The organism is Sphaerisporangium sp. NPDC049003, assembly GCF_043197795.1.
GTDB lineage: Bacteria > Actinomycetota > Actinomycetes > Streptosporangiales > Streptosporangiaceae > Sphaerisporangium.
This window is the reverse complement of record NZ_JBICTU010000007.1, coordinates 75,486-96,548: the sequence shown is the minus strand read 5'-3', so window position 1 is coordinate 96,548 and position 21,063 is coordinate 75,486. Positions and strand designations below refer to the sequence as shown.

Below are 21,063 nucleotides of genomic sequence, written 5' to 3'. Positions count from 1 at the left end.
CACCCCGGTAGGCTCGACGCTATGCCACGTGAGACCGGGCGCAAGCTCATCGCCCAGAACAAGCGTGCCCGGCACGACTATCAGATCGAGGACACCTACGAGGCGGGGCTCGTCCTGATGGGCACGGAGGTGAAATCCCTCCGTGCCGGCCGGGCGAGCCTGTCGGACGGGTACGCCCAGGTCAAAGATGACGAGGTGTGGCTGATGAACATCCACATCCCCGAGTACCACATGGGCACGTGGACCAACCACGCCTCGCGGCGCCCCCGCAAGCTCCTGCTCCACCGCAAGGAGATCGGGAAGATCATCAACAAGACCAAGGAGTCCGGTCTGACGCTGGTCCCCCTGTCGCTGTACTTCAAGGACGGCAAGGCCAAGGTCGAGATCGGTGTGGCGCGCGGTAAGAAGACCTGGGACAAGCGGCACGACCTCGCCGAGAAGCAGGCGACCCGGGAGATGGCCCGCGCCCTTCGTCACCGCAACCGATGAGGTCCGATCAGCCGTGCCGCTAGTCGTACGCATGAGAAGAACGCTGTCGGCGGGACTGTCGCTGGCCGTGGCCGTTCCCCTGCTGTCGGCCTGCCTCAGCGAGCCGTCGCCGCACGAGGCCGTCAGCCAGTTCCTGGTCGGATGGCAGACCGGCGACTTCGGCTCGGCCGCCGAGCGCACCGACGGCGACCCGAAGGTCGTCAAGAAGGCCCTGGAAGAGGCCGGCCTGCAGCTGGACGCCGCGTCGATCCGCTTCTCCCTCAAGGGGCTGCGGACCAACGGCGAGAACGCCGACGCGAAGTTCCGGGTCCAGGTCGACCTCGGGGACAACAACCCCATCTGGCAGTACGACAACGATCTGCCGCTGCACGTGGTCGACGGCACCTGGAAGGTCCGCTGGTCGCCGAGCGTCATCCACCCGCAGCTCCGTGAGGGGCAGCGCTTCGCGGTGGAGGTCTCCTCCATGGGCCGCCAGCCCATCGAGGACCGCAACGGTGACGCGCTCCAGAGGGAGGCGACGCTTTACGTCGCGGGTGTCTTCCCCGCCAGGGTCAAGGATCCTGTGGGCGTGTGCGAACGGCTCTACCAGGTGACCGGCTTCGCCCAAGATCGTCTGCTCAGCCGCATCAGGTCGGCCCCGCCCCAGACCTTCGTGCCGCTGGTGACGTTCGGCGGCACCAAGTACGCCCAGCTTCGCGACCGCCTGGACGAGATCCCCGACCTGAAGATCGACAAGAAGTCGCAGCCGGTCGCGCCCGCCCAGCCGGCCGACATCATCGGCAAGGTCGGCGCGATCACGCCAGAGACCGAGCAGCAGCTCGGCGGGCCGCAGCGCGCGGGTGACACCGTCGGCCAGGGCGGGCTGCAGAAGGCCTACCAGGACCAGCTCACCGGCTCCACCGGCACGAAGGTCATCACCTACGACCTGAAGACGAGCGAGCAGGTGGCCGAGCTGGCCCAGTGGCCCGGCAGGTCGAACACCACGTCGGTGAGGACCACCATCGACAGGGGCGTGCAGCGTTCCGCCGATCTCGCCGTCAGTGGCACGGTCCCCGCGACCCTGGTCGCGGTCAGGGCGTCGACGGGCGAGATCCTGGCCGTGAGCTCCCACGAGATGAACCAGGCGCGCGACGGGCTCAACGGCCGGTTCCCCCCGGGCACCGCGTTCTCGGTCGTCGCGGCTGAGGGGCTGCTCGCCGGGGGAGTCGATCCCAAGCAGAAGCTGCCGTGCCCCGTCGGCCGCACGGTCGGGGGCGCGCGGTTCGAGCAGGTCGCCGTGGGTCCCGTCGGCACGCCACCCACCATGGCCAGCGATTTCGCCAACGGATGCGTCACCGCGCTGGCGTCGCTGGCCCGCCGCGTCGACGCGGGCACGCTCACCGAGGCGGCCACCCGCTTCGGCATCGGCGGCGACTGGACCCTGCCGCTGCGGTCGTTCAGCGGCACCATCCCCAAGGCCACGAGTGACGCCGCCAAGGCGAAGATCATCGCTGGGCAGACCGTGCGGGTCAGCCCCCTGTCGATGGCCCTGGTCGCGGGTGCCGTGGCCTCCGGCACGTGGCGGCCGCCGACGCTGGTCACCTCTCCCGGCTCGCCCGACGCCTCGTCCGACGTCCCGCCCGCCACTCCGCCGAGCCCCGTTCCGCTGGACTCCCAGACGCTGACCAAGCTGCGCGCCCTCATGCGGTCGGGCGTCACCTCCGGTACGGCCGCGGCCGCCGCGGCGCCGGGCGACAAGGTCCACGGCGTCTCCGCCGCCATCACCTACACCGACAAGAAGCGCCCGAGGAGCCTCTCGTGGTTCGTCGGCTGGCAGGGCGACGTCGCCGTGGCCGTGCTCAGCGAGACGGCGACCGCGACTGCCTCCGCCCAGATCGCCGGTCAGTTCTTCCGCAGCGCCCGCACGGCCGCCTGAAAAAAATAGTTCCTGGGGCGAGCAACCTTTGGGGGCTTGACCTGCGTCTTTCTCGATGACTGGGCACCGCTTGGGGGTTGCGGGCTCAGTCGCCGTGATGAGACCAGGGCTTCATCTCGGGGGAAGCCCTGCCGTCCGGACCGGCTCGACCCTGCCGGTCGGCCCCCGGGGGCGTGCGCCATGTGCCACGCTTCCGGGGGTTTCGGCATGTACGGGCCGCTGTGCTGGGCATGCCGGGGAATCAAGTTCGCGCCACAGGCGTTCTCTAGAGTATCTTCTGGTTGTCCGGTCTTTCGCGAGGCCGGGCGACAACTCCACAGGGGGTGACTGGTTTCGACTTCGACATGTCGCGCCAGGGGAAGCGGGTCGAGGACTGCGGACATAACCTCGTTAACACTGTGACCGCAAAACAATAAGTGCCAATAACACGCGCACTCAGGGCCACATGGCCCTCGCCGCCTGAGCGAGGACCACGCCCTTGTCAGCCCGGGACCGCCTCCGGCCCGGACCTGGCATCGCTAGGAGGCTAAACCGATCGACCCGGTCACGGGGACGATAGGGAAACCTAACAGTGACTGAGCCCGTCGATGACATGCCTGTGTGATCATCGGGGCTGAGAAAATCGCAGCAGGCTGCACCCGGAGAAGCCCTGTCGTGGTGTTGAAGGACGCGGGTTCGATTCCCGCCACCTCCACCAGATCGCCAAGGGCGGTCGGTAAGCCCCAAAGGCCAACCGACCGCCCTTGATTCTTTCCGGCCCTGGCTTCTTCAAGTGGCCCATCGGGTATCAGAAGGTCATGATCACGCTTGGATCTGCTCGCATCCGCAGGACCTCCGGGACTCTGGAGTGGTCTCGCATCCATACGGCTGTGGTAGGGCAGATGTAGCCCACCAGCCGGTTGATGCTCTCGGCGTCCGCCTGCTCTGAACGGTCACGCACGGTAGCATGGCATGCGTACGCCCCGGATGACATCGCTTTCGAGCGGGCTCCGGGGCACAGCTCTTTCTGAGCCCGGTCGCTTGGGCCGGCCCGCTTCTCCACTGCTTCGAGTCGCTCACTCATACGCTCCCAGGTCTTTCACCTGTCGCGAACTTCGAGGCGACACGGATGGAGGCGGATTAGGTTGGGGTGATGGGCGATCTTCGGGTTGTGGGTGTCAACGGGATTCGGGTGGCCTACCAGGTGGCGGGGGACGCCGGTGCGCCGCCTCTGGTGCTCCTGCCGGGGCGGGGGCTCGATCACTCCGACTGGGCGCGCGTCGTCGACCGCCTCTCCGCTTCGTGGCGGGTCTACGCGCCCGACCTGCGGGGTCATGGGCGCAGCGACTGGCCGGGGGTCTACACGCTGGAGCTGATGCGTGACGATGTGGTCGCGCTGCTCGATCATCTGGAGGTGGATCGCGCGACGTTCGTGGCCCATTCGCTTGGTGGCATGGTCGCGGTCCTGATCGCCGAGGCGTATCCCGACCGGGTCGAGCAGATGGTGCTGGAGGATGTGCCCGCTCCCCATCCGGCGGGGCTGTCGTTGCCCGCGAAGCCCGAGGGAACGCTGTCGTTCGACTGGGCCATGGTCGAGCAGACCGCCTACCAGCGCGATCATCCCGACCCCGAGTGGCTCGAAGGGCTCGCGAAGATCACCGCGCCGACCCTCGTCATCGCCGGTGGCGCGCCCAGTCACCTGCCGCAGGATCAGGTCGCCGACCTGGCCTCACGTATCCCCGCTGCCCGGCTGGTGACGATCGAGGCGGGCCACGACGTCCACGCCAAGCGCCCGGAGGAGTTCCTCGCGGCGGTCACGGAGTTCCTCGAACGCTGAGCGGGCCGCGAGGCCGTACGACCTTGCGGAGAGGTGTGGGGCCGGAACGGTGAGCGGGGGCGGGGGGTTAGCGGTAGAGGCGGAGGGCGCCGGTGAGGGCCTGGTGGGCGATGGCGAGGACCTCGTCGGCCACGGCGGGCGACGGAGGTGGCGCGACGACCTGCACCATCTGGGTGCTGGGCTCGCCGACGTCGGGGAACAGCTCCCACTTCCACGCGGGGCTCGTGGGGTTGTCGAAGCGGTCCAGGGAGACGACGAGCGAGGCCATGCCGTCCCATCCCCACGGAGGCGTCCGCGGGAGCCGGGCCAGGCGGATCGAGGCCCGGGGAGCCGGACCGGCGGCGTCCGCCGCACCGGTCACCCCGAAAGTCGCCACGCCGCCGTCCCTCGGCGCACCGGGTAGGTCGGGGCGCGTCCGGGGGCGGAGGGTGGTCAGGCCGGCGCGGTCGGCGGCGGCGGTGAGCAGGGCGAGCGGGTCGTCCAGGCCGGCGAGGGAGGCCTGACGGTACGCGGTCGCCTGGCCCAGGAGAACGGCCTCGGCGAGTCGGTGGTCGGTACCGTGGAAACCTTGCCAGTCAGCCGGGCCGATGCCATGGCGCAGCCCGGCGGCGTGCAGGTCGGCCAGCACCGTGGAGGCGGCCTCCAGCACCGAGGGCGTGTAGACGGTTCGATAGTGCCCTCGCGCCGCCTGCTCGATCACCCGTCGCGCGGAGACGGATGTGGTGGTGGTCATCGGCTGCCATTCTCCATCGCGGTGATCAGCGGATTGAGAACCAAAGGGACATCTCACCCTTGACGTAAGGACTCTAGTCGTTCTTGATCCAATGGCGTAGCCGGGCCCGGGTTGCCCGGTCTCTCGTATCGGCTCTGTGAGCGAGGTGCGCGCCCCCGGCGTCCTGGTCTCGGGGCGTGGCCGGGTGAGGCAGGGGAGTGGGAGCCGCTGTCTATGCCTCGGCGCGGGTCATTTCCATGATCCAGTTGGTCTCCCAGTACTTGCCGCCGTCGGTGGAGAACGCCTGCTCCCATCGGGCGGAGGTCGGGGTGATCCCGGACCAGATGTACCGCACCCGTATGGGAACGCCCCGGTAGGTGTCGTCGGCGTAGAACACGCCCTCGCCTCCGTCGAAGTGGCCGACCACCGGCGGGTCGATCACGGCGGAGCGGCTGCTGGACCAGTACAGCGACCACTCCTCGCGCCCCGAGTCGTAGAGCCGGAGGGTCAGCCCCGAGAAGCCCCTGGTGGGAAAGTCGATCTCGTCCATGTTCCCGCCGCCGAAGATGCTCTTGGAGGTTGAGACGCCGGGGAACTCATCCCATTCCGTACACGCCGTCAGGCATTCCTTGAGCCGCCGGTTGGCCACGTTCCAGGTGCCGACGAGGAAGTCGAAGTCGTTCATGGGAGCCAAGCTAGGCCCGGATCGCTGACACCTACTGTCAGCGACCACCGCCGCGATGCGAGCGGCCACACCACGGGGAGCCGGAGACGGATCAGGTGCCCGAGAGGGTGCCGAGGATCACGGTGACGGTGTCCGACCTCCCGTTGGGATGGAGGATCTCGACCCTCGCCTGGGCCCCCGGCTTGAGGCCGGCGAGCACCTCGGAGAGCGTCGCGGCCGTGGGAGTCGGCCTGCCGTTGACGCTGACGATGATGTCACCGGGCTTGATGCCCGCCTTCGCGGCGCCGCTGCCCGGATCCACCTGGGCGATGCCCACGCCCACCGGCTGGCCGTCGGGCCCGACGACGGTGTTGACCCGCACCCCTAGGGCGGCGCGGCGCGTGTTGGTGACCTTGCCGCTCCTGATGATCTGCTCGGCGACGTCCTTGGCGGTGCTGCTCGGGATGGCGAAGCCGATGCCCGGGGCCGCGCCCCCGCCCAGCTCGGGGTTTATCGCGGCCAGCGTTGGGACGCCGATGACCTCGCCCGAGAGGTTGGTGAGCGCGCCGCCGCTGTTCCCCGGGTTGATCGACGCCGAGGTCTGGATGGCGTTGGTGATCGTGGCACCCGGTGACCCCTCGCCCTGGGGCTCGGTGACCGTACGGCCGAGCGCGGACACGATGCCGTTGGTCACGCTGCCCGACAGGCCCAGCGGGTTGCCCATGGCCAGCACGATCTGACCCACCTTGAGCTTGGTGGAGTCGCCGAACGTCGCCGGGGCCAGCCCCGATTTGTCGTTGACGCGGATGACGGCGAGGTCGCCCAGCGGGTACGACGCGACGAGCTTGGCCTTTCGGGGCTTGCCGCCCGTCGCGAGTATGACCTCGAAGTTCGTGGACTTACCCACAACATGGGCATTTGTCACGATATGGCCGTCAGTGTCGTATACGACGCCCGACCCGAGACCTCCCGACGTGTTGATCTGCACGATGGACGGAAGCACCTGGGCGATGACCCGCTCGTACGCCTGCTCCTCCGAGACCATCGTCGCGGGCGGCGGTGGCGGCGTGGTGGACCCCCCGGAGGCCCGGTGCGTCGAGGCCGGCGCTCCGGTGAGTCCGCAGCCGCTGAGCACCACCAGGACCCCGGCCACCCCGGCGGTGAGAGCGTGCCGGCCGATATGTCCGGTGCGCCGCGTACCTGGTGTCATCTCCATGGTCAAGGTGATGCCCGACCACACGGAAGATACTCGCTGTCAGCGGCCCATAGGTCGATCTTGCCAACGGTCCGGCCGGTCGGGCCCGCCCTGATCGGGCACGTCGGCGGTGATCATCGCGAGCATGTTGGCGACCCGATTTTCTTCGGTGCGGGCTCGCGCGTTCTACCTGCTGGAACGCGCTTTCTGCCGTCGCGGCCCGCGATGGCGGACCTCGTGGATCACGATTTGTGACGTAGTCTGCGGACATGGCGGACGGCGCTGGAAACTCCCCCAGCCGCCCTGGGCCGGGGCGGCCTCCGACGTACGTTCCCTCCTATGAAGCGCCGACCACCCCGATGCCGCGGGTGAGCACCGAGCAGGCACTCGCCATGGCCGAGGCGGCGAGGGCTCGGGCGTCCAAACGGCAGGAGCCCGGCGAAGCCGCCACGGACCCGGCAACCACGGACCCAGCGTCCACGGACCCGGCAACCACGGACCCGGCAACCACGGACCCGGCGTCCACGGATCCGGCGCCGGGCTCAGCGGCTCCGGATGAGAGCGCGCACGAGACCGCGGACCACAACGTGACGGCGAACGTCCGAAGGCCGACTGGACCGTTCCTCCGGCCGGACCGGTCCGTCGCCGGCTCGCCCGCCACCTCGGCCCGTCCCCATCCGGCCACATCGCGGCCCTCGGCCCGTCCCGGTCCCGCCACGCCAGAGCCCTCGGCCCCCGATCCGGTCACGCCGCGGGCCTCGGCCCGGCATGAGCCGCCCGCGCCGGGGCCGCCGTCGAGTTTCGGGGCTCTGGCCGGCGAGGCGAGGCCCGCCGCACCCCGCGCGAGGAAGCGGCCCCGCTGGTTCGCCAGGGCGATCTTCCGGATCGGTGACATCCCCATGAGAGCGGTGTACGGCGTCGGCGCCGCCATCGTCACGGGGATCATCGTGGTCCTGATCTTCATGCTGTTCGGCGGTGACATCCCCGGTGAGCAGGTACACGTGAGCCCGGCCCAGGCGGGCGGCCCCGCCGTGCCGAGCGCGCCGCCGAAGCCGACCCCGACCCCGATCGCGGTCCCGCCGGTCCCCGCCGCCAAGGCGATGACGGTCTTCTCCGGCGCGGGCACGCCGATCGCGTCGTACGTGGCCGACCGGACCGCCGGCCTCAGCTACGCCCAGTACGGCACCCCGTGGGCCAAGACCACCCGCGCCCCCTTCTCGGCGGCGCAGAAGGCCGGCTCGTCCGGGCAGGCGCTGATCGGCTCGGCCCCTGTGCCGGTCGCCGTTCCCAAGGCGCTGACGACGTACGAGGACTTCCGCAAGCTGGCGGGCAAGGCGGCGAAGTGGACGCTGCGCTACCAGCCCGCCGGGTCGAAGTTCACCTGGACCGTGTCGCAGCAGGCGCGGTACAACCTCGGATGGGTGCTCGGCTACAAGGTCAGCTACGTCCAGGGCGGCAAGAAGCACTCTTCGCAGGCCTACGTCATGGTCATCGCGACGGGCAAGAAGAAGCCCGCGATGCTGTTCGCGACCGTCCCCGACACCCGTACGGCGCTCTACCACGACCTGAACATGCTCTTCTGGACCGCCCGCGCGATCTAGTCCTTGGCCGCGAAACACCTGGTCAGAAGGCATCCGGGTGTCGGCGCGGCGATGGCGGGGGCCCGGGTTACCTTGGGGCGATGGACACTGGATTCGGCTACTTCGCGACGCATGACGCGGTCGCTCCCGACACCCTGGCCAGGCTGGTGGAAGAGCGCGGGCACGCGGCCGTGCTCTTCTCCGAGCACACCCATATCCCGGCCCACGCCGAGCTGCCGCGACGGCCCGAGAACGGCCCGCTCCCGCGCAAGTACTGGCACACCTACGACACCCTCACGACGTGCATGGTCGCCGGCATGGCCACCACCAAACTACGCGTCGGCACCGGTGTCTGCCTGGTGGTCCAGCATCATCCGATCACCCTCGCCAAGACGGTGGCCAGCATCGACCGCCTCACCGGCGGCCGCTTCGAGTTCGGCGTCGGCGCCGGCTGGAACGACCCCGAGATCCGCAACCACGGAGTCGACCCTTCCAGGCGGTTCGCCGTGATGAAGGAGCACGTCGAGGCGATGGAGCAGATCTGGACCCACGACGAGGCCGAGTACCACGGTGAGTTCGTCTCGTTCGATCCGATCTGGTCCTGGCCCAAGCCGGTCCAGCAGCCACACCCGCCGGTCCTGGTGGGCGGCACCGGACCCAAGGTGCTCGACCGGGTCCTGTCGTACGGTGAGGTCTGGCTGCCGAACTACGCTCCGGGCGTGCTGGAGCGCGTGCCCGAGCTGTTCCGCCGGGCGGAGGAGCTCGGGAAGTCCGTACGAGTGATGATGATGTCGGTTCCGCCGGACCCGAAGGTGCTTGAGGAGTGCGAGAAGGCCGGGGTCGCGCGGGTCATGCCGTGGCTGCCCTCGGCCGGGCTCGCCCGCATAGAGGGGGAGATGGACGCCTTCGAGAAGGCGCTGGCCGACCTGCACGGCGAGTGATCCCTTTCCGGGGTGCGCCCGTGCCAGGGTTTCCCCTTATTCACGCGCTGTGGTCGCTAAGTTGATTCGGGCCAGATGTGGTCTGGGCCATGGTTAGCCTTGGAAGCATCTTCTAGAATATGGTTCTGCCACGTCTTGGGGCCGAACCGCACGGAGGGTGTTATGGCGATCGGGTTGAGCGAGGAGCACGAGGCGCTCCGCGAGTCCGTGAGCGGCTGGGCGGAGCGCAACATTCCCGCCGAGGTCGTCCGTTCGGCCGTCGGCGCGGACACCGAGGAGCGGCCCGCCTTCTGGGCCGGCCTCGCCGACCAGGGCCTGCTCGGCCTGCACCTGCCCGAAGAGTACGGCGGGAGCGGCTTCGGCCTGCTGGAGACCGCCGTGGCCGTCGAGGCGCTCGGCGAGCGCATGGCCCCCGGCCCGTACGTCCCGACCGTGCTCGCGTCCGCGGTGATCCTCGCCTCCGACGGCAAGGCCCGCGCCGAGCTCCTGCCCGGCCTCGCCGAGGGCGCGCTGACGGGTGCCGTCGCGTTCACCGGCACGCTGACCGGCAACCGCGACGACGACGGCGTCCTGACCGTCAGCGGCACGGCCGAGCCCGTGCTCGGCGCCGCACTCGCCGACGTGTTCGTGCTCCCGGTGAGCACCGATCGGGGCCAGGAGTGGGTGGCCCTTTCCAGAGACAGCGTGACCGTCACCCCGCTCAAGAGCCTCGACCTCACCAGGGGCGTGGCCAAGGTGGAGGCCGGTTCGGTGAGCGTGCCCGGCGAGCGGGTGCTCGACGGGCTGACGGGCGCCCAGGTCCGCGAGCTGGGTGCGATCGTGCTCGGCGCGGAGGCGGCGGGCGTCGCCTCGTGGTGCGTGCGCGCCGCCTCCGACTACGCCAAGGTGCGGGTGCAGTTCGGCCGTCCGATCGGCCAGTTCCAGGGCATCAAGCACAAGGCGGCCCGGATGCTCGTCGCGCTGGAGCAGGCCCGCGCCACCGTCTGGGACGCCACCCGCGCGAGCGGCGACGAGCTCGGCTACGCCGCCGCGATCGCCGGTGTCATGGCCCCCGACGCCGCCGTGCAGTGCGCCAAGGACGCCATCCAGACCTTCGGCGGCATCGGCTACACCTTCGAGCACGACGCCCACCTGTACTTCCGCCGCGCGCTGACCCTCCGCGCGCTGCTCGGCCCGTCGGCCGAGTGGGCCGAGTCCGTGGCGTCGCACGCCCTGTCCGGCGTCGCCCGCGAGATGGAGCTCGACCTTCCCGAGGACGCCGAGGCGCTGCGCTCGTCCCTTCGCGAGGAGATCGCCGAGATCGCCACGCTGGAGGGCAAGGAGCAGAAGCGCGCGCTCGCCGGCAAGGGCTTCGTGATGCCCCACCTGCCGGCGCCGTGGGGCCGTGGGTCTTCGCCGCTGGAGCAGGTGCTCATCCACCAGGAGCTGAAGGCCGCGCGCGTACGGCTGCCACAGATGATCATCGGAGCCTGGGTCGTGCCCTCCATCGCGGCGTACGGCACCACCGAGCAGCAGGAGCGGTTCCTGCCGCCCACGCTCGCCGGAGAGCTGATCTGGTGTCAGCTCTTCAGCGAGCCGGGCGCGGGCTCCGACCTCGCCTCGCTGCAGATGAAGGCCGAGCGCGTGGAAGGCGGCTGGAAGCTCAACGGGCAGAAGATCTGGACCTCCGTCGCGCACGTCGCCGAGTGGGGCATCTGCATCGCCCGCACGGACACCTCCAAGCCCAAGCACGACGGCATCACCTACTTCGTCGTGGACATGAAGGCCCCCGGCGTGACCGTGCGGCCCCTGACCGAGATGACCGGCGAGAACCTCTTCAACGAGGTCTTCTTCGACGATGTCTTCGTCCCGGACGACCTGGTCGTGGGCGAGATCAACGAGGGCTGGCGGGTCGCGCGCAACACCCTGTCCAACGAGCGGGTGTCCCTGTCGTCCGGTTCCGGCGGCACGGGCTCCTCGGTCACCGACCTGCTCGGCCTGGCGTCCCGGCTCGGCCGCGACCTGACGGCGGTCGAGCGGCAGGAGCTGGCCCGCGTGGTCTGCGAGGGCCACTCGATCAACGCCCTGAGCATGCGGGTCACGTTGAAGCAGCTCGCGGGGTCCGAGCCGGGCGCGGACGCCTCGGTGCGCAAGCTCCTGTCGACCTCGCACGCGCAGCACGTGTCCGAATGCGCGGTCACCCTGCTCGGCGCCTCGGCCACGGTGGCCGCCGACATGAAGCTGGGCGACGCCGGCTACTGGAACCGCGCGGTCCTCGCCACGCGCGCGATGACCATCTACGGTGGCACGACCGAGGTCCAGCTCAACATCATCGCCGAACGCATGCTCGGCCTCCCCCGCGACCCGGAACCCGGCAAATAGCCAGATGACCGTCCGGTAGCTTTGCGGCATCACGGTGCCTGGCGACCGGGGGTGGTACGAGGCCATGCGCGCTCACCGCTTGGTGCGGGCGGCGCCCGCGCTCGCGGGGCTGGTCGTGGGGCTGCTCGCCCTCGGGCCCGCGCTCGGGCGCGGGTTCGTGCTGCGGTACGACATGGTCTTCGTGCCCGGTCCGCCGCTGCGCCTCGATCCCGGCGGGTTCCCGCGTGCCGTGCCGAGTGACCAGGTCGTCGCGCTGCTGTCGTCGGTGCTCCCGGCGCAGGCCGTGCAGAAGCTGATCCTGCTCGCGATCTTCGTGCTGGCCGGGTCGGGGGCGGCGGCGCTGGTGCCGGGGGACCGGCTGGTGGCCCGGCTGGCCGCGGCGGTGTTCTACGCGTGGAACGCCTACCTCGCGCAGCGGTTGCTGCTCGGCCAGTGGGCGCTGCTGCTCGGGTTCGCCGGCCTGCCGTGGGCGGTCAGGGCGGCGGCCAGAGGCGGGCCGTGGCGGCTCGCCCTGGCGCTGGTCCCGGCCGCCGCCGGCGGCTTCCAGGCCATGCTCGTGTCGGTCCTCGCCGTACTCCCCGTGGCCGCCACCCGGGCCCTGCCCGTCCCGGCCGGTGGCTCGTCCCTGGTGGTGCCTGTGCCGGTCGGCGGTTCGTCGCCGGTAGTGACCGTGCCGGTCGCGGGCCCGTCGCGGCGGCTTCGCGGGACCTTGGAGGCTCTGGCCGTACTGGCGGTGCTGAGCCTGCCGTGGGCGGTCCCCGCGCTGCTCAGCCACGCCGTGACCGACCCCGCCGGGGTGGACGCCTTCGCGCCGAGGGCCGACGGGCCGTTCGGCACCCTGGGCAGCCTGCTCAGCCTCGGCGGCATCTGGAACGCCCAGGCGGTCGTTCCCGGCCAGGCCGCCTGGGTGCTCGCGACCGCCCGCCTGCTCCTCGCCGTGGTGGCCGTCGTCACCTTCGTCCGTCTTCTCCGGACCGAAGCGCCCTACTGGAGGGGCCTGCTCATCGCCGCGTCGGCCGGGTTGGTGATCGCGCTGGCCGGGGCGTACGCGCCGGGGGTCCTCAAGGGGCTGATCGGGCTGTGGCCGGGGTTCGGGCCGCTTCGGGACGGGCAGCTCTACGTCGCTCCCCTGGTGCTGGTCCAGGCCGTCGGGTTCGGGGTGGCCGTGGGCCGGCTGTCCCGCCCGGATGACCGTGTCCGAGGGGTGGCCGTGGGCCATCTGCCCCGCCTGGACGACCGTGTCCGAGGGGTGGCACGCGCCGATGCCCGTGCCCGCAGGGCGGCGGTGCTCGTGCCTGCCGTCGTCGGCGTGCTGGTGCCGGTGCTCGTCCTGCCCACGTTCGCCTGGGGGGCCTCGGGGCGGCTGGCGGCGGTGGAGTACCCGGACGACTGGCGGCGCGTGCAGGCGATCGTGAACGGCGACCCCCGGCCGGGGGCGCTGATCTCGCTGCCATGGGGCGCCCACCGGGCGTTCGCGTGGAACGGTGGCCGGGTGATCCTGGACCCCGCCACCAAGTCGTTCGCCCGGCGGGTCGTCTGGGACGACGCGCTCGTCGTCGGCCTGGCAGCCGGGCGGCCGCTCCGCGTCGCCGGGGAGGATCTCCTGGCCAGGCGCGTCGGGGCGGCCATCGGGACGCGCGGCGGCGCCTTGACCTCGGTGCTCAGGGCGGCCGGCATACGGTACGTGCTCATCGTGGGACAGGACGAGAACGCGTTCCGCTCACGGCTGCCCGGCGCCACCTCGGTCTACGTGGGCCGTCAGGTGCTCCTGCTTCGACTGTGACCCAGTGAAGGTGCGGCCAGGCAGGCATACTGGACGGTAAGTCCATTTATTACGTTTTGACCAAGCTGCTGGCTTAGAACCTGTATCACGTTCTACTCTCGGTAGGCCCACAGCGTCCGCACTTTGGAGGGAGAAGCCCAATGGTGCGAGTGCTCGCCGCTCTCGTCGTTGGGGTGGTTCTGGCGATCGGCGCGTCCGTCAGCGTCGTCAACGTTGTCGCCCCCAGCCCTCAGCCGCCCAACAAGCCGTTGTACAACTACGGCAACAGATGATCTTTCACGGGCGGGTCTCACACGTCGATCGGTGAGCCCGTCCGGTTCCACGTCGGATGAGCACGAAGCGCGGCTTCGCCGTGCCCGAAACCATCCGGCGTGATCATGCCCATGCTCGAAACCACGCCCGAGCACGCGCGGCAGCCAGGGGGGTTCGAGACACAGAAGGAGTGGCCGTGGTCGCACAGCAGGCGGGCCGGGCTCCCCACGATCCCGGCGACGTGCCCGTACCTCCAACCGGGCCCATCGGCCCGCCGCGCCTCACGGTGGAGACGGCGCACGCTCCTGACCGGTTTCTCCAGGGCGTCCGGGTCGCGGTGCTGAACTTCCGGGAGCCGCTGCAGTCGGTCGCCGGAGGGGCGGAGGAGTACGCCTGGCAGGTCGGCCGGTACCTGGTCGGCCAGGGCGCCTCGGTGCACTTCCTGACGAGCCGCGAGCCGGGGCAGCCAGGCGGCGAGCGGCGTGAGGGCATCGAGCTGCGGCGCATGGGCAACCGCTACCTGGTCTACCTGCTGGTACCCCTCTGGCTCCTGCTGCGCCGCCGCCGCTTCGACGTGGTCGTCGACTGCATGAACGGCATCCCGTTCTTCGCTCCGCTGGTGGCCGGCAGGCGCACGAGCGTCATCTCCCTGGTCCACCACGTACACGACCGCCAGTTCTACGCGTTCTTCCCCCGCTGGCTCGCCCGCGCCGGCTGCTTCGTCGAGGGGCCGGTCGCGCGGCTGCTCTACCGCCACTGCACCACCGTGACGGTGTCGGAGTCCTCGCGTACCGAGCTGCGTGACAAGCTCGGCTGGCTCGCGCCCATCGAGGTCATCCCCAACGGCAGCCCCGTCGCGCGCCCGGTGGCCTCCGGCGTCGGCGGCGAGGAGGTCGCGGGGGACCCGGTCGTCGCCTACCTCGGACGCCTGGTCGGCCACAAGCGCGTCGAACGCGTCGTGGAACTGGTGGCCGAGCTGGGGGAGACCTGGCCTGACCTGCACGTCCACGTGATCGGACGCGGCCCGGAGTACGTACCGCTGGCGCGCAGGGCCGCCGCGCTCGGGGTGACCGGCAGGGTCAGCCTGCACGGCTTCCTCGCCGAGCCGGAGAAGAACGCGGTGCTCGGCGCCGCGCGGCTCAACGTCACGGCGTCGGAGTTCGAGGGATGGGGGCTCACGGTCATCGAGGCCGCCGCCCTCGGCGTGCCCACCGTCGCCTACGACGTGGCGGGCCTGCGCGACTCGGTGCGGCACGGCGTCACCGGCTGGCTCGTCCAGGAGGGCGAGTCGCTGGCCGACGTGGTGGACCGGGCACTGAAGGAGCTGGAGGACCCCGCGAGGCGCGCGGAGATCCAGCAGGCGTGCCGCGGCTGGGCGGCGGAGTTCTCGTGGGGAAGGACGGGCGCTAGGATGACCGGACTCATCACGGCCGAACTTGAGCAAAAGGGGCACGTTCGTTCCCTGGGTCTCCGTCTTGCCACAGGTGAGAGCCATATCCCCTGAACCCCGGCCAAGGGTACGTTTTGACCGCTGATGCCTGGTTCCGCCGTCTGACGACCGGCCGTGCCGGGCCCGATGCCCCGGGATCCCGGCTGCGCCGGCGGCTCCGCCTGCTGGCGGGCTGCCTGCTCCTTGGGGCGATCGCCTTCAACACCTCGCCGGGCGAGGTCATCGCCGAGACCAAGCTCGACATGGCGGTCAACCCGATCGGCTTCCTGGAACGTGCCGCCCACCTGTGGGACGACGCCTTCTTCGGGCACCTGCAGAACCAGGCGTACGGCTACCTGTTCCCGATGGGGCCGTTCTACGCCCTGTTCCGCTGGCTCGACATGCCTCCGTGGAACATCCAGCGGCTGTGGATGACGCTGGTGCTGTGCGCGGCGTTCCTCGGGGCCGAGAGGGTCGCGCGTGCGCTGCGTATCGGCACGCCCGACACCAGGATCCTCGCCGGGCTGGTCTACGCGCTCGCGCCGCACGCGCTGGCGCTCATCGGCGTCAACTCCTCGGAGTTCCAGCCCAGCGCCGTGCTGCCGTGGATCCTGCTGCCGCTCGTGCGCGGGGCCGAGGAGAGCGTCAGCCCGCGCCGCGCCGCCGCGCTCTCGGCCCTCGCGTTCCTGTTCGCCGGGGGCATCAACGCCGCCGCCGAGCTGGCCGTGCTCGTCGTGCCGTTCCTCTACCTGCTCACCCGCCGCGGCGGCCCGCGCAGGCGGCGGCTGCTGGCCTGGTGGCTCGTCTGCGTCGCGGCCGTGTCGATGTGGTGGCTCGTCCCGCTCGTGTTGCTCGGCCGCTACATCTTCTCCTTCCTGCCGTTCATCGAGACCGCCGCCGCGACCACGGGCGTGACGTCCCTGCTGAACACGCTGCGCGGCACGTCGAGCTGGATCTCCTTCCTTCCGGTGGACGGCAGGCCGTGGCTGCCCGCCGCCTACGACCAGGCGACCCAGCCGTGGCTGGTCGTCGTGACCGCCGCCGTCGCCGCGCTGGGCCTCGCGGGGCTGGTCCGCGGGTCCACGCCAGAGCGCACGTTCCTCGTGCTCTGCGTGCTCGCCGGGGTGGTGATCGTCACCGCCGGGCACGCCGACGCGCTCACCTTCCCGTGGGCGGCGTGGTTCAGAGCCCTGCTCGACGGCCCGCTCGCCCCCTTCCGCAACCTGCACAAGTTCGACGCGCTGCTGCGGCTGCCGCTCGCCCTCGGCCTGGCCGCCCTGCCGGCGCTGCGCCCGGAGGTGACGCGGCTGCGGCTGGCCGCCGTGAGCGCGGGCCTCGCCGGGCTCGCCGTGCTGCCCGTCGCCACCTCCGGGATCACCCCCGCGGGGGCCTTCACCGATCTGCCCACCTACTGGCGCGACGCGGCCACCTGGCTGAACGGCAACACCGGCCAGGGCATGGTGCTCGCCGTCCCCGGCTCCAAGCGCGGCGAGTATCTGTGGGGCCGTCCGCTCGACGAGCCGATGCAGTCACTGCTGACCGTGCGCTGGGCCACGCACTCGAACGTGCCGTGGGGCTCCGCCGGGCTGGCACGCCTGCTCCAGGCGGTCGACGAGCGCTTCTCCGACGGCGAAGGCTCAGAAGGCCTCACCCTCACCCTGCGCCGCATCGGGGTGAAGTACCTGCTCGTCCGCAACGACCTGGCCCGCGACACCATCGGCTCGGCGTGGCCGGCCCGCGTCCACCAGACCATCGAGGACTCCACGGGGCTGGTGCGGGTCGCCCAGTTCGGCCCCCTGGTCGGCCAGATCTCCAGCCCCACGGCCTCGAACTGGTTCGACCAGGCATATCCCGCCCTGGAGGTCTACGCGGTACCCGATCCCGCGCCGGTCGCGGGCACCGTGCCGGCCGATTCCACGATGCGGATGGCGGGCGCCCCCGAGGGCGTGCTCGACATGGCGGAGCAGGGGGTGCTGAAGGACGACTCCCCGGTCCTGGTGGGAGACGAGCCGGGCGCCTCGTCGGTGCCCGCCAGGAAGACCGTGGTCACTGACACCCTGCGCAGGCGGCAGATGGTCTTCGGCGACCTCCGGCGGAGCGCGGGGCCGACGCTCCCCGAGGGCGGGAAGCTGAACGCCACCACCGACCTGCTGGACCCGGCCTGGGCCTCCGCCACATCCTCCGCGCGTTATCTCGGGATCGACGACGTCCTCGCGTCCTCCTCGGACGCGAACATCACGGCCGCGGCGGGGGAGCGGGATCCCGGCCGCCTGCCGTTCGCCGCCTTCGACGGGGACGCGCGCACCGGATGGCGGTCGGACGGGTGGAACGGCGCGCTCGGCGAGTGGCTGGAGGCGAAATTCGTCGAGCCGGTGCCGATGAAGGAGATCACGATCGCGTTCGACCAGGGCGCGATCGGACCGCCCGTCGCCGAGGTCGAGCTCTCGACCGCGGCGGGGACGCGGCGTGTGCCCGTACGGGAGACCGCCGATCCGCAGTTGTTCGCCCCTGTTCCTGGGGAGACGACCTGGCTGCGCATCCGGGTCACCAAGCTGGCGTACCAGCCGAAGAGCGCCTTCGGCAGCCGGGTGGGCATCAGCGAGGTCGCCATTCCGGGGGTACGGCCGACGCGGGCGATCGCGGCCCCCGGGCTGCCCGGAGGCGGCGACGCGGGGACGGTGATGCTGACCTCGAAGGGCAAGGCCCCGGCCTGCATGCGCGGCTCGTCCGCCTGGGCCTGCTCGCGGCGGCTGGAGATCGTCGGCGAGGACGGCTACGGCTTCCAGCGGCTGTTCGCGGTCGACTCCAACCAGACGCGCACGCTGAGCGGTACGGCCGTGCTCACCGACCCGAGGTCGGCCGACCTGCTCACCACGCTGCCGAACGCCTACCCGCACGTGACCGCGTCCTCGACCATCACCGACCACCCGGCCGCGCTCGGGCGCTCGGCCATGGATGGCGACGAGAAGACGCTCTGGTACGCCCAGCCGTTCGACCGCCACCCCACGCTCTCGATCGACCTCGGCAGGCCCCGGAAGTTCTCCCAGGTCAAGGTGCTGTTCCCCGACTCCTTCCTCGGCAAGCCTCCGGTGAAGATCACCATCCGCACGGGATCGCGCACCGTCCAGGCGTGGATCGGCGGCGACGGGCGTGTGGCGTTCCCCGAGCTCACGACCCGGCGGCTCAGCATCGAGTTCACCGCTCCGGCCTCGCGGTCCATCGAGGTCGCCGAGATCGCCATCCCGGGGGTCGAGCCGCTCGGCCAGCTCGGCGGATTCCCGCTCCGGCTGCCCTGCGGGTACGGTCCCACCCTTGAGGTCGACGGCGACACCGTGCCGACCCGCATCGTCGGCGGCACGCTCAACGACGTGCTGAACGGCCGTCCCCTGACCTACGCCGGGTGCGCGCCGGTGCGGCTCATCCCGGGGATGACCTGGGTCGGCGCGCCGTTCACCGACGCGTTCAGGGTCAGGTCGGCGGTCCTTCGCGGGGAGTCGGCCGCAGACGACGGCACCACCAGGATCCAGCCCGCCCGCGTCGAGAGCTGGGGGCCCGAGGAGCGGCGGCTGGCCGTCTCCACGAGCGAGGGCTCCTACCTGACCGTCGGCGAGAACTACAACCCCGGCTGGAACGCCTACCTGAAGGGCGCGCGGCTCAGGCCCGTACGCCTCGACGGGTGGAGGCAGGCGTGGATCCTGCCTCCGGGCACAGGGACGGTGGTGCTCCGGTACGAGCCGGACGCGACGTACCGGGTGGCGCTGCTGGCCGGGCTCGCGCTCGTGCTGGGCGTCGCCGCGCTGGCCCTGATCCGCGCGAGGCCCGGCCGCCGCCCGCCGAAGGCGGGCGTGGGACGGATCAAGGGCCGCTGGGTCTGGCCCGCCGCGCCGCTGGCCGGCCTGTGGATCGGCGGGCTCCCCGGCGCGGCGGTCCTGTCGGTGCTGACGCTCGTGGGCCTGTGGCTTCCGCGCGTGCTCGCCGCCCAGCACGCCGGCGGCAGCCGGGCCAGGCGCGCCGCCCGCGTCGCGCTGTCCCCCTGGGTGCCAGCGTGGGCGCTGGTCCTGGCCGGGCTGAGCGCGGCGGTGGGCACCGCGTACCAGGTCACGCCGCTGACCGGCCTGGTTCCCCAGCTCTGCTGCCTGGTGGTGGTCGCCCGGCTGCTGGCCGCCGTGCCCTCCCTGGACCCTGCCCCGCCCCCGGCGCCCGCCCCGAGGCACCGCGAGGCCACGCTGACGGAGGTGGGCGGGTGACCCGCGAGCAACTGCTTCGGACCATCCCGTACGTCGTGGTGGCGTTCCTGGTGACGATGGCGGTGCTGCTGCGGTACTACGTCTACGGCACCAGCCTGACGCTGCCCCTGGAACAGCGCAGGACCACCCACCTGACCGCCCCGTCGGCCACCTACCTCGACACCGCGACCTTCCAGGTCCGTACGGGCGTGCCCGTGACCGACACGGTCTCGCTGTACGGCGACCCGGTGGCGGGGGACGCGCGCACCGCGGTCTGGGTGGAGTTCTCGTCGCTGGAGACCGGATACGGCCAGCGGATCGACTACCACGAGCGCCGGGCGGCCTTCGACCGGCGCACCGGGCTGGCCGTCGCCTGCTGCGACGCCTACATCGACGACGACACGGCCGTGCGGCAGACGGGCCTGGCGTTCCGGTTGCCGCACGGGGCGGAGCCGCGCGGGTACCCGATCTTCGACACTGTTCTCAAGCGCCAGGTCACGCTGCGGTACGAGGGCGAGGAGACCGTCGAGGGCCTGCCGGCCTACCGCTACTCCTACACCGTCGGCCCGGCCAAGGTGGAGGACCTGCCCGACCAGGTGCCGGGCAAGGTGCTCGGCCTGCCCGAGTGGAAGCTCGTCAGCGTGGCAAGGTACGTGCGGATCACCAGGACGATGTGGGTCGAGCCGGAGAGCGGCCTGCCGGTCCGTACGCGGGAGCAGCGGGTGGACACCCTGCGCACCCCCGACCAGGTGGACCGCGTGGTGAGCTTCCGTGCCGACCTCACCACCGAGCCGGGGGACGTGGACGCCCAGGTGGGCGAGGCCGCGGGGTTCCGGCGGTGGGCGATCCTGATCCGGGACGTGCTCCCGGTCGGCTGCCTCGCGCTCGCGGCCGCGGTCATCCTGGTCGTGGTGGCCGTGCGCCTGCGCCCGCGCCGCCGCCCGAAGGCGGAGGGGTCAGCGACGGCGCAGGACGAGCAGGAGGTTCCAGGTCACGATCTCGCGGACGCCGGGTAGCCGGAGCACGCCGGTGGCCCATTCGGGGTGGTAGCGGGGCCGGGCGTCCAGCACCTCGGCGTCCGTGCGCGACCTGGCCCAGCGGAGGGCGGCGGCCACCGACACCGGGTACAGGCTCTCGCCGTAGAGGTTCTTGGGGCGGTGGCCCTGGCGGCCGGTGTAGCGGCGCGCGGCGCGGTGGCCGCCCAGGTAGTGCCAGGGGGAGGTCTCGTGGCCGCCCCAGGGCGAGAGCCAGTTGGTGAACGACAGGTAGACCACCCCGCCCGGCCGGGTGACCCGCACCATCTCGGCCGCCATGCGCCAGGGGTCGGGCACGTGCTCCAGCACGTTGGAGGAGAAGCAGACGTCCACCGAGGCGTCGCGCAGCGGGATGTCGAGCGCGCTCCCGAGCACCGCGCCCTCGGGGACGGCGCCGTCCCTGGCCATCATCTCCCCGGCGTCGCAGTCGACGCACAGCGTCCTCGCGCCGTACGCCCGCAGCACCTCGGTGAAGTACCCGGGCCCGCCGCCCACGTCGGCCACCAGCGCGCCCGGCAGGCCGGTGTAGGTGGCGAGCTGGGCGGCCGTGTCGCGGGCGAGCATGCCGTAGAAGAAGTCGGGATCCGTCTGCTCCTTGCGGAAGGCCGACAGCAGCCGGACCGACCGGCCGAGCGTGGCGCGGAACGGCGCGTTCGAGGTCTCCAC

15 protein-coding genes and 1 other RNA gene are annotated in these 21,063 nt (G+C 71.3%); 11 read left to right on the top strand and 5 right to left on the bottom strand.

Annotated features, from left to right (window positions below):
* Positions 1-21 precede the first annotated feature (21 nt).
* The 3 genes from smpB to ssrA all read left to right on the top strand — a co-directional run bounded on the left by smpB (position 22) and on the right by ssrA (position 3,101).
* The gene (gene smpB / locus ACGFIV_RS09800) at positions 22-489 is read left to right on the top strand and encodes an SsrA-binding protein SmpB (RefSeq protein WP_358552592.1); all 468 of its coding nucleotides are present in this window, start codon (positions 22-24) and stop codon (positions 487-489) included.
* Positions 490-520: 31 nt separating this feature from the next.
* Positions 521-2,404 (top strand): penicillin-binding transpeptidase domain-containing protein, encoded by a 1,884-nt coding sequence (locus ACGFIV_RS09795; RefSeq protein WP_358552590.1) that lies wholly within the window; start codon positions 521-523, stop codon positions 2,402-2,404.
* 319 nt (positions 2,405-2,723) lie between these two features.
* Positions 2,724-3,101, top strand: a transfer-messenger RNA (tmRNA) gene (gene ssrA, locus ACGFIV_RS09790).
* A 90-nt stretch (positions 3,102-3,191) separates the two neighbouring features.
* Here ssrA and ACGFIV_RS09785 read toward each other — a convergent pair.
* Positions 3,192-3,344, bottom strand: coding sequence for a hypothetical protein (locus ACGFIV_RS09785; RefSeq protein ID WP_358552588.1), 153 nt, complete (start codon positions 3,342-3,344; stop codon positions 3,192-3,194).
* Between the two features lie 192 nt (positions 3,345-3,536).
* Here ACGFIV_RS09785 and ACGFIV_RS09780 point away from each other — a divergent pair, with 192 nt between their 5' ends.
* Complete coding sequence (locus ACGFIV_RS09780) at positions 3,537-4,220, top strand: alpha/beta fold hydrolase (protein ID WP_358552586.1); 684 nt, start codon at positions 3,537-3,539, stop codon at positions 4,218-4,220.
* A 67-nt stretch (positions 4,221-4,287) separates the two neighbouring features.
* Here the strand turns inward: ACGFIV_RS09780 and ACGFIV_RS09775 are convergent, their stop codons facing one another.
* The 3 genes from ACGFIV_RS09775 to ACGFIV_RS09765 all read right to left on the bottom strand — a co-directional run bounded on the left by ACGFIV_RS09775 (position 4,288) and on the right by ACGFIV_RS09765 (position 6,806).
* On the bottom strand, positions 4,288-4,953 hold the full coding sequence (locus tag ACGFIV_RS09775; protein ID WP_358549613.1) for a hypothetical protein: 666 nt from the start codon (positions 4,951-4,953) through the stop codon (positions 4,288-4,290).
* 211 nt (positions 4,954-5,164) lie between these two features.
* The gene (locus ACGFIV_RS09770) at positions 5,165-5,617 is read right to left on the bottom strand and encodes a hypothetical protein (RefSeq protein ID WP_358549616.1); all 453 of its coding nucleotides are present in this window, start codon (positions 5,615-5,617) and stop codon (positions 5,165-5,167) included.
* A gap of 91 nt (positions 5,618-5,708) precedes the next feature.
* On the bottom strand, positions 5,709-6,806 hold the full coding sequence (locus tag ACGFIV_RS09765; RefSeq protein WP_358549619.1) for a trypsin-like peptidase domain-containing protein: 1,098 nt from the start codon (positions 6,804-6,806) through the stop codon (positions 5,709-5,711).
* Between the two features lie 572 nt (positions 6,807-7,378).
* Between ACGFIV_RS09765 and ACGFIV_RS09760 the strand changes: the two genes are divergently transcribed.
* The 7 genes from ACGFIV_RS09760 (at position 7,379) to ACGFIV_RS09730 (ending at position 20,379) form a co-directional block, all read left to right on the top strand.
* A complete protein-coding gene (locus ACGFIV_RS09760; protein WP_358549622.1) occupies positions 7,379-8,392 on the top strand; it encodes a hypothetical protein in 1,014 nt (337 codons plus the stop codon).
* 80 nt (positions 8,393-8,472) lie between these two features.
* Entirely contained in the window at positions 8,473-9,312 is an 840-nt protein-coding gene (locus tag ACGFIV_RS09755) for a TIGR03619 family F420-dependent LLM class oxidoreductase (RefSeq protein ID WP_358549625.1), read from the top strand.
* Positions 9,313-9,474: 162 nt separating this feature from the next.
* Entirely contained in the window at positions 9,475-11,673 is a 2,199-nt protein-coding gene (locus ACGFIV_RS09750; protein WP_358549628.1) for an acyl-CoA dehydrogenase, read from the top strand.
* Positions 11,674-11,737: 64 nt separating this feature from the next.
* Positions 11,738-13,456 carry a hypothetical protein gene (locus tag ACGFIV_RS09745; RefSeq protein ID WP_358549631.1) on the top strand — a complete coding sequence of 573 codons (1,719 nt, stop codon included), beginning with the start codon at positions 11,738-11,740 and terminating at the stop codon, positions 13,454-13,456.
* A gap of 448 nt (positions 13,457-13,904) precedes the next feature.
* Complete coding sequence (locus ACGFIV_RS09740; RefSeq protein ID WP_392833645.1) at positions 13,905-15,212, top strand: glycosyltransferase family 4 protein; 1,308 nt, start codon at positions 13,905-13,907, stop codon at positions 15,210-15,212.
* Between the two features lie 20 nt (positions 15,213-15,232).
* A complete protein-coding gene (locus ACGFIV_RS09735) occupies positions 15,233-19,384 on the top strand; it encodes an alpha-(1->3)-arabinofuranosyltransferase family protein (RefSeq protein WP_392833642.1) in 4,152 nt (1,383 codons plus the stop codon).
* A complete protein-coding gene (locus ACGFIV_RS09730; RefSeq protein ID WP_358549637.1) occupies positions 19,381-20,379 on the top strand; it encodes a DUF3068 domain-containing protein in 999 nt (332 codons plus the stop codon). Before ACGFIV_RS09735 ends, ACGFIV_RS09730 begins: the two co-directional genes overlap by 4 nt.
* Here ACGFIV_RS09730 and ACGFIV_RS09725 read toward each other — a convergent pair.
* Positions 20,320-21,063, bottom strand: a complete 744-nt coding sequence (locus ACGFIV_RS09725; RefSeq protein WP_358549640.1) for a class I SAM-dependent methyltransferase — start codon at positions 21,061-21,063, stop codon at positions 20,320-20,322. The genes ACGFIV_RS09730 and ACGFIV_RS09725 overlap by 60 nt on opposite strands.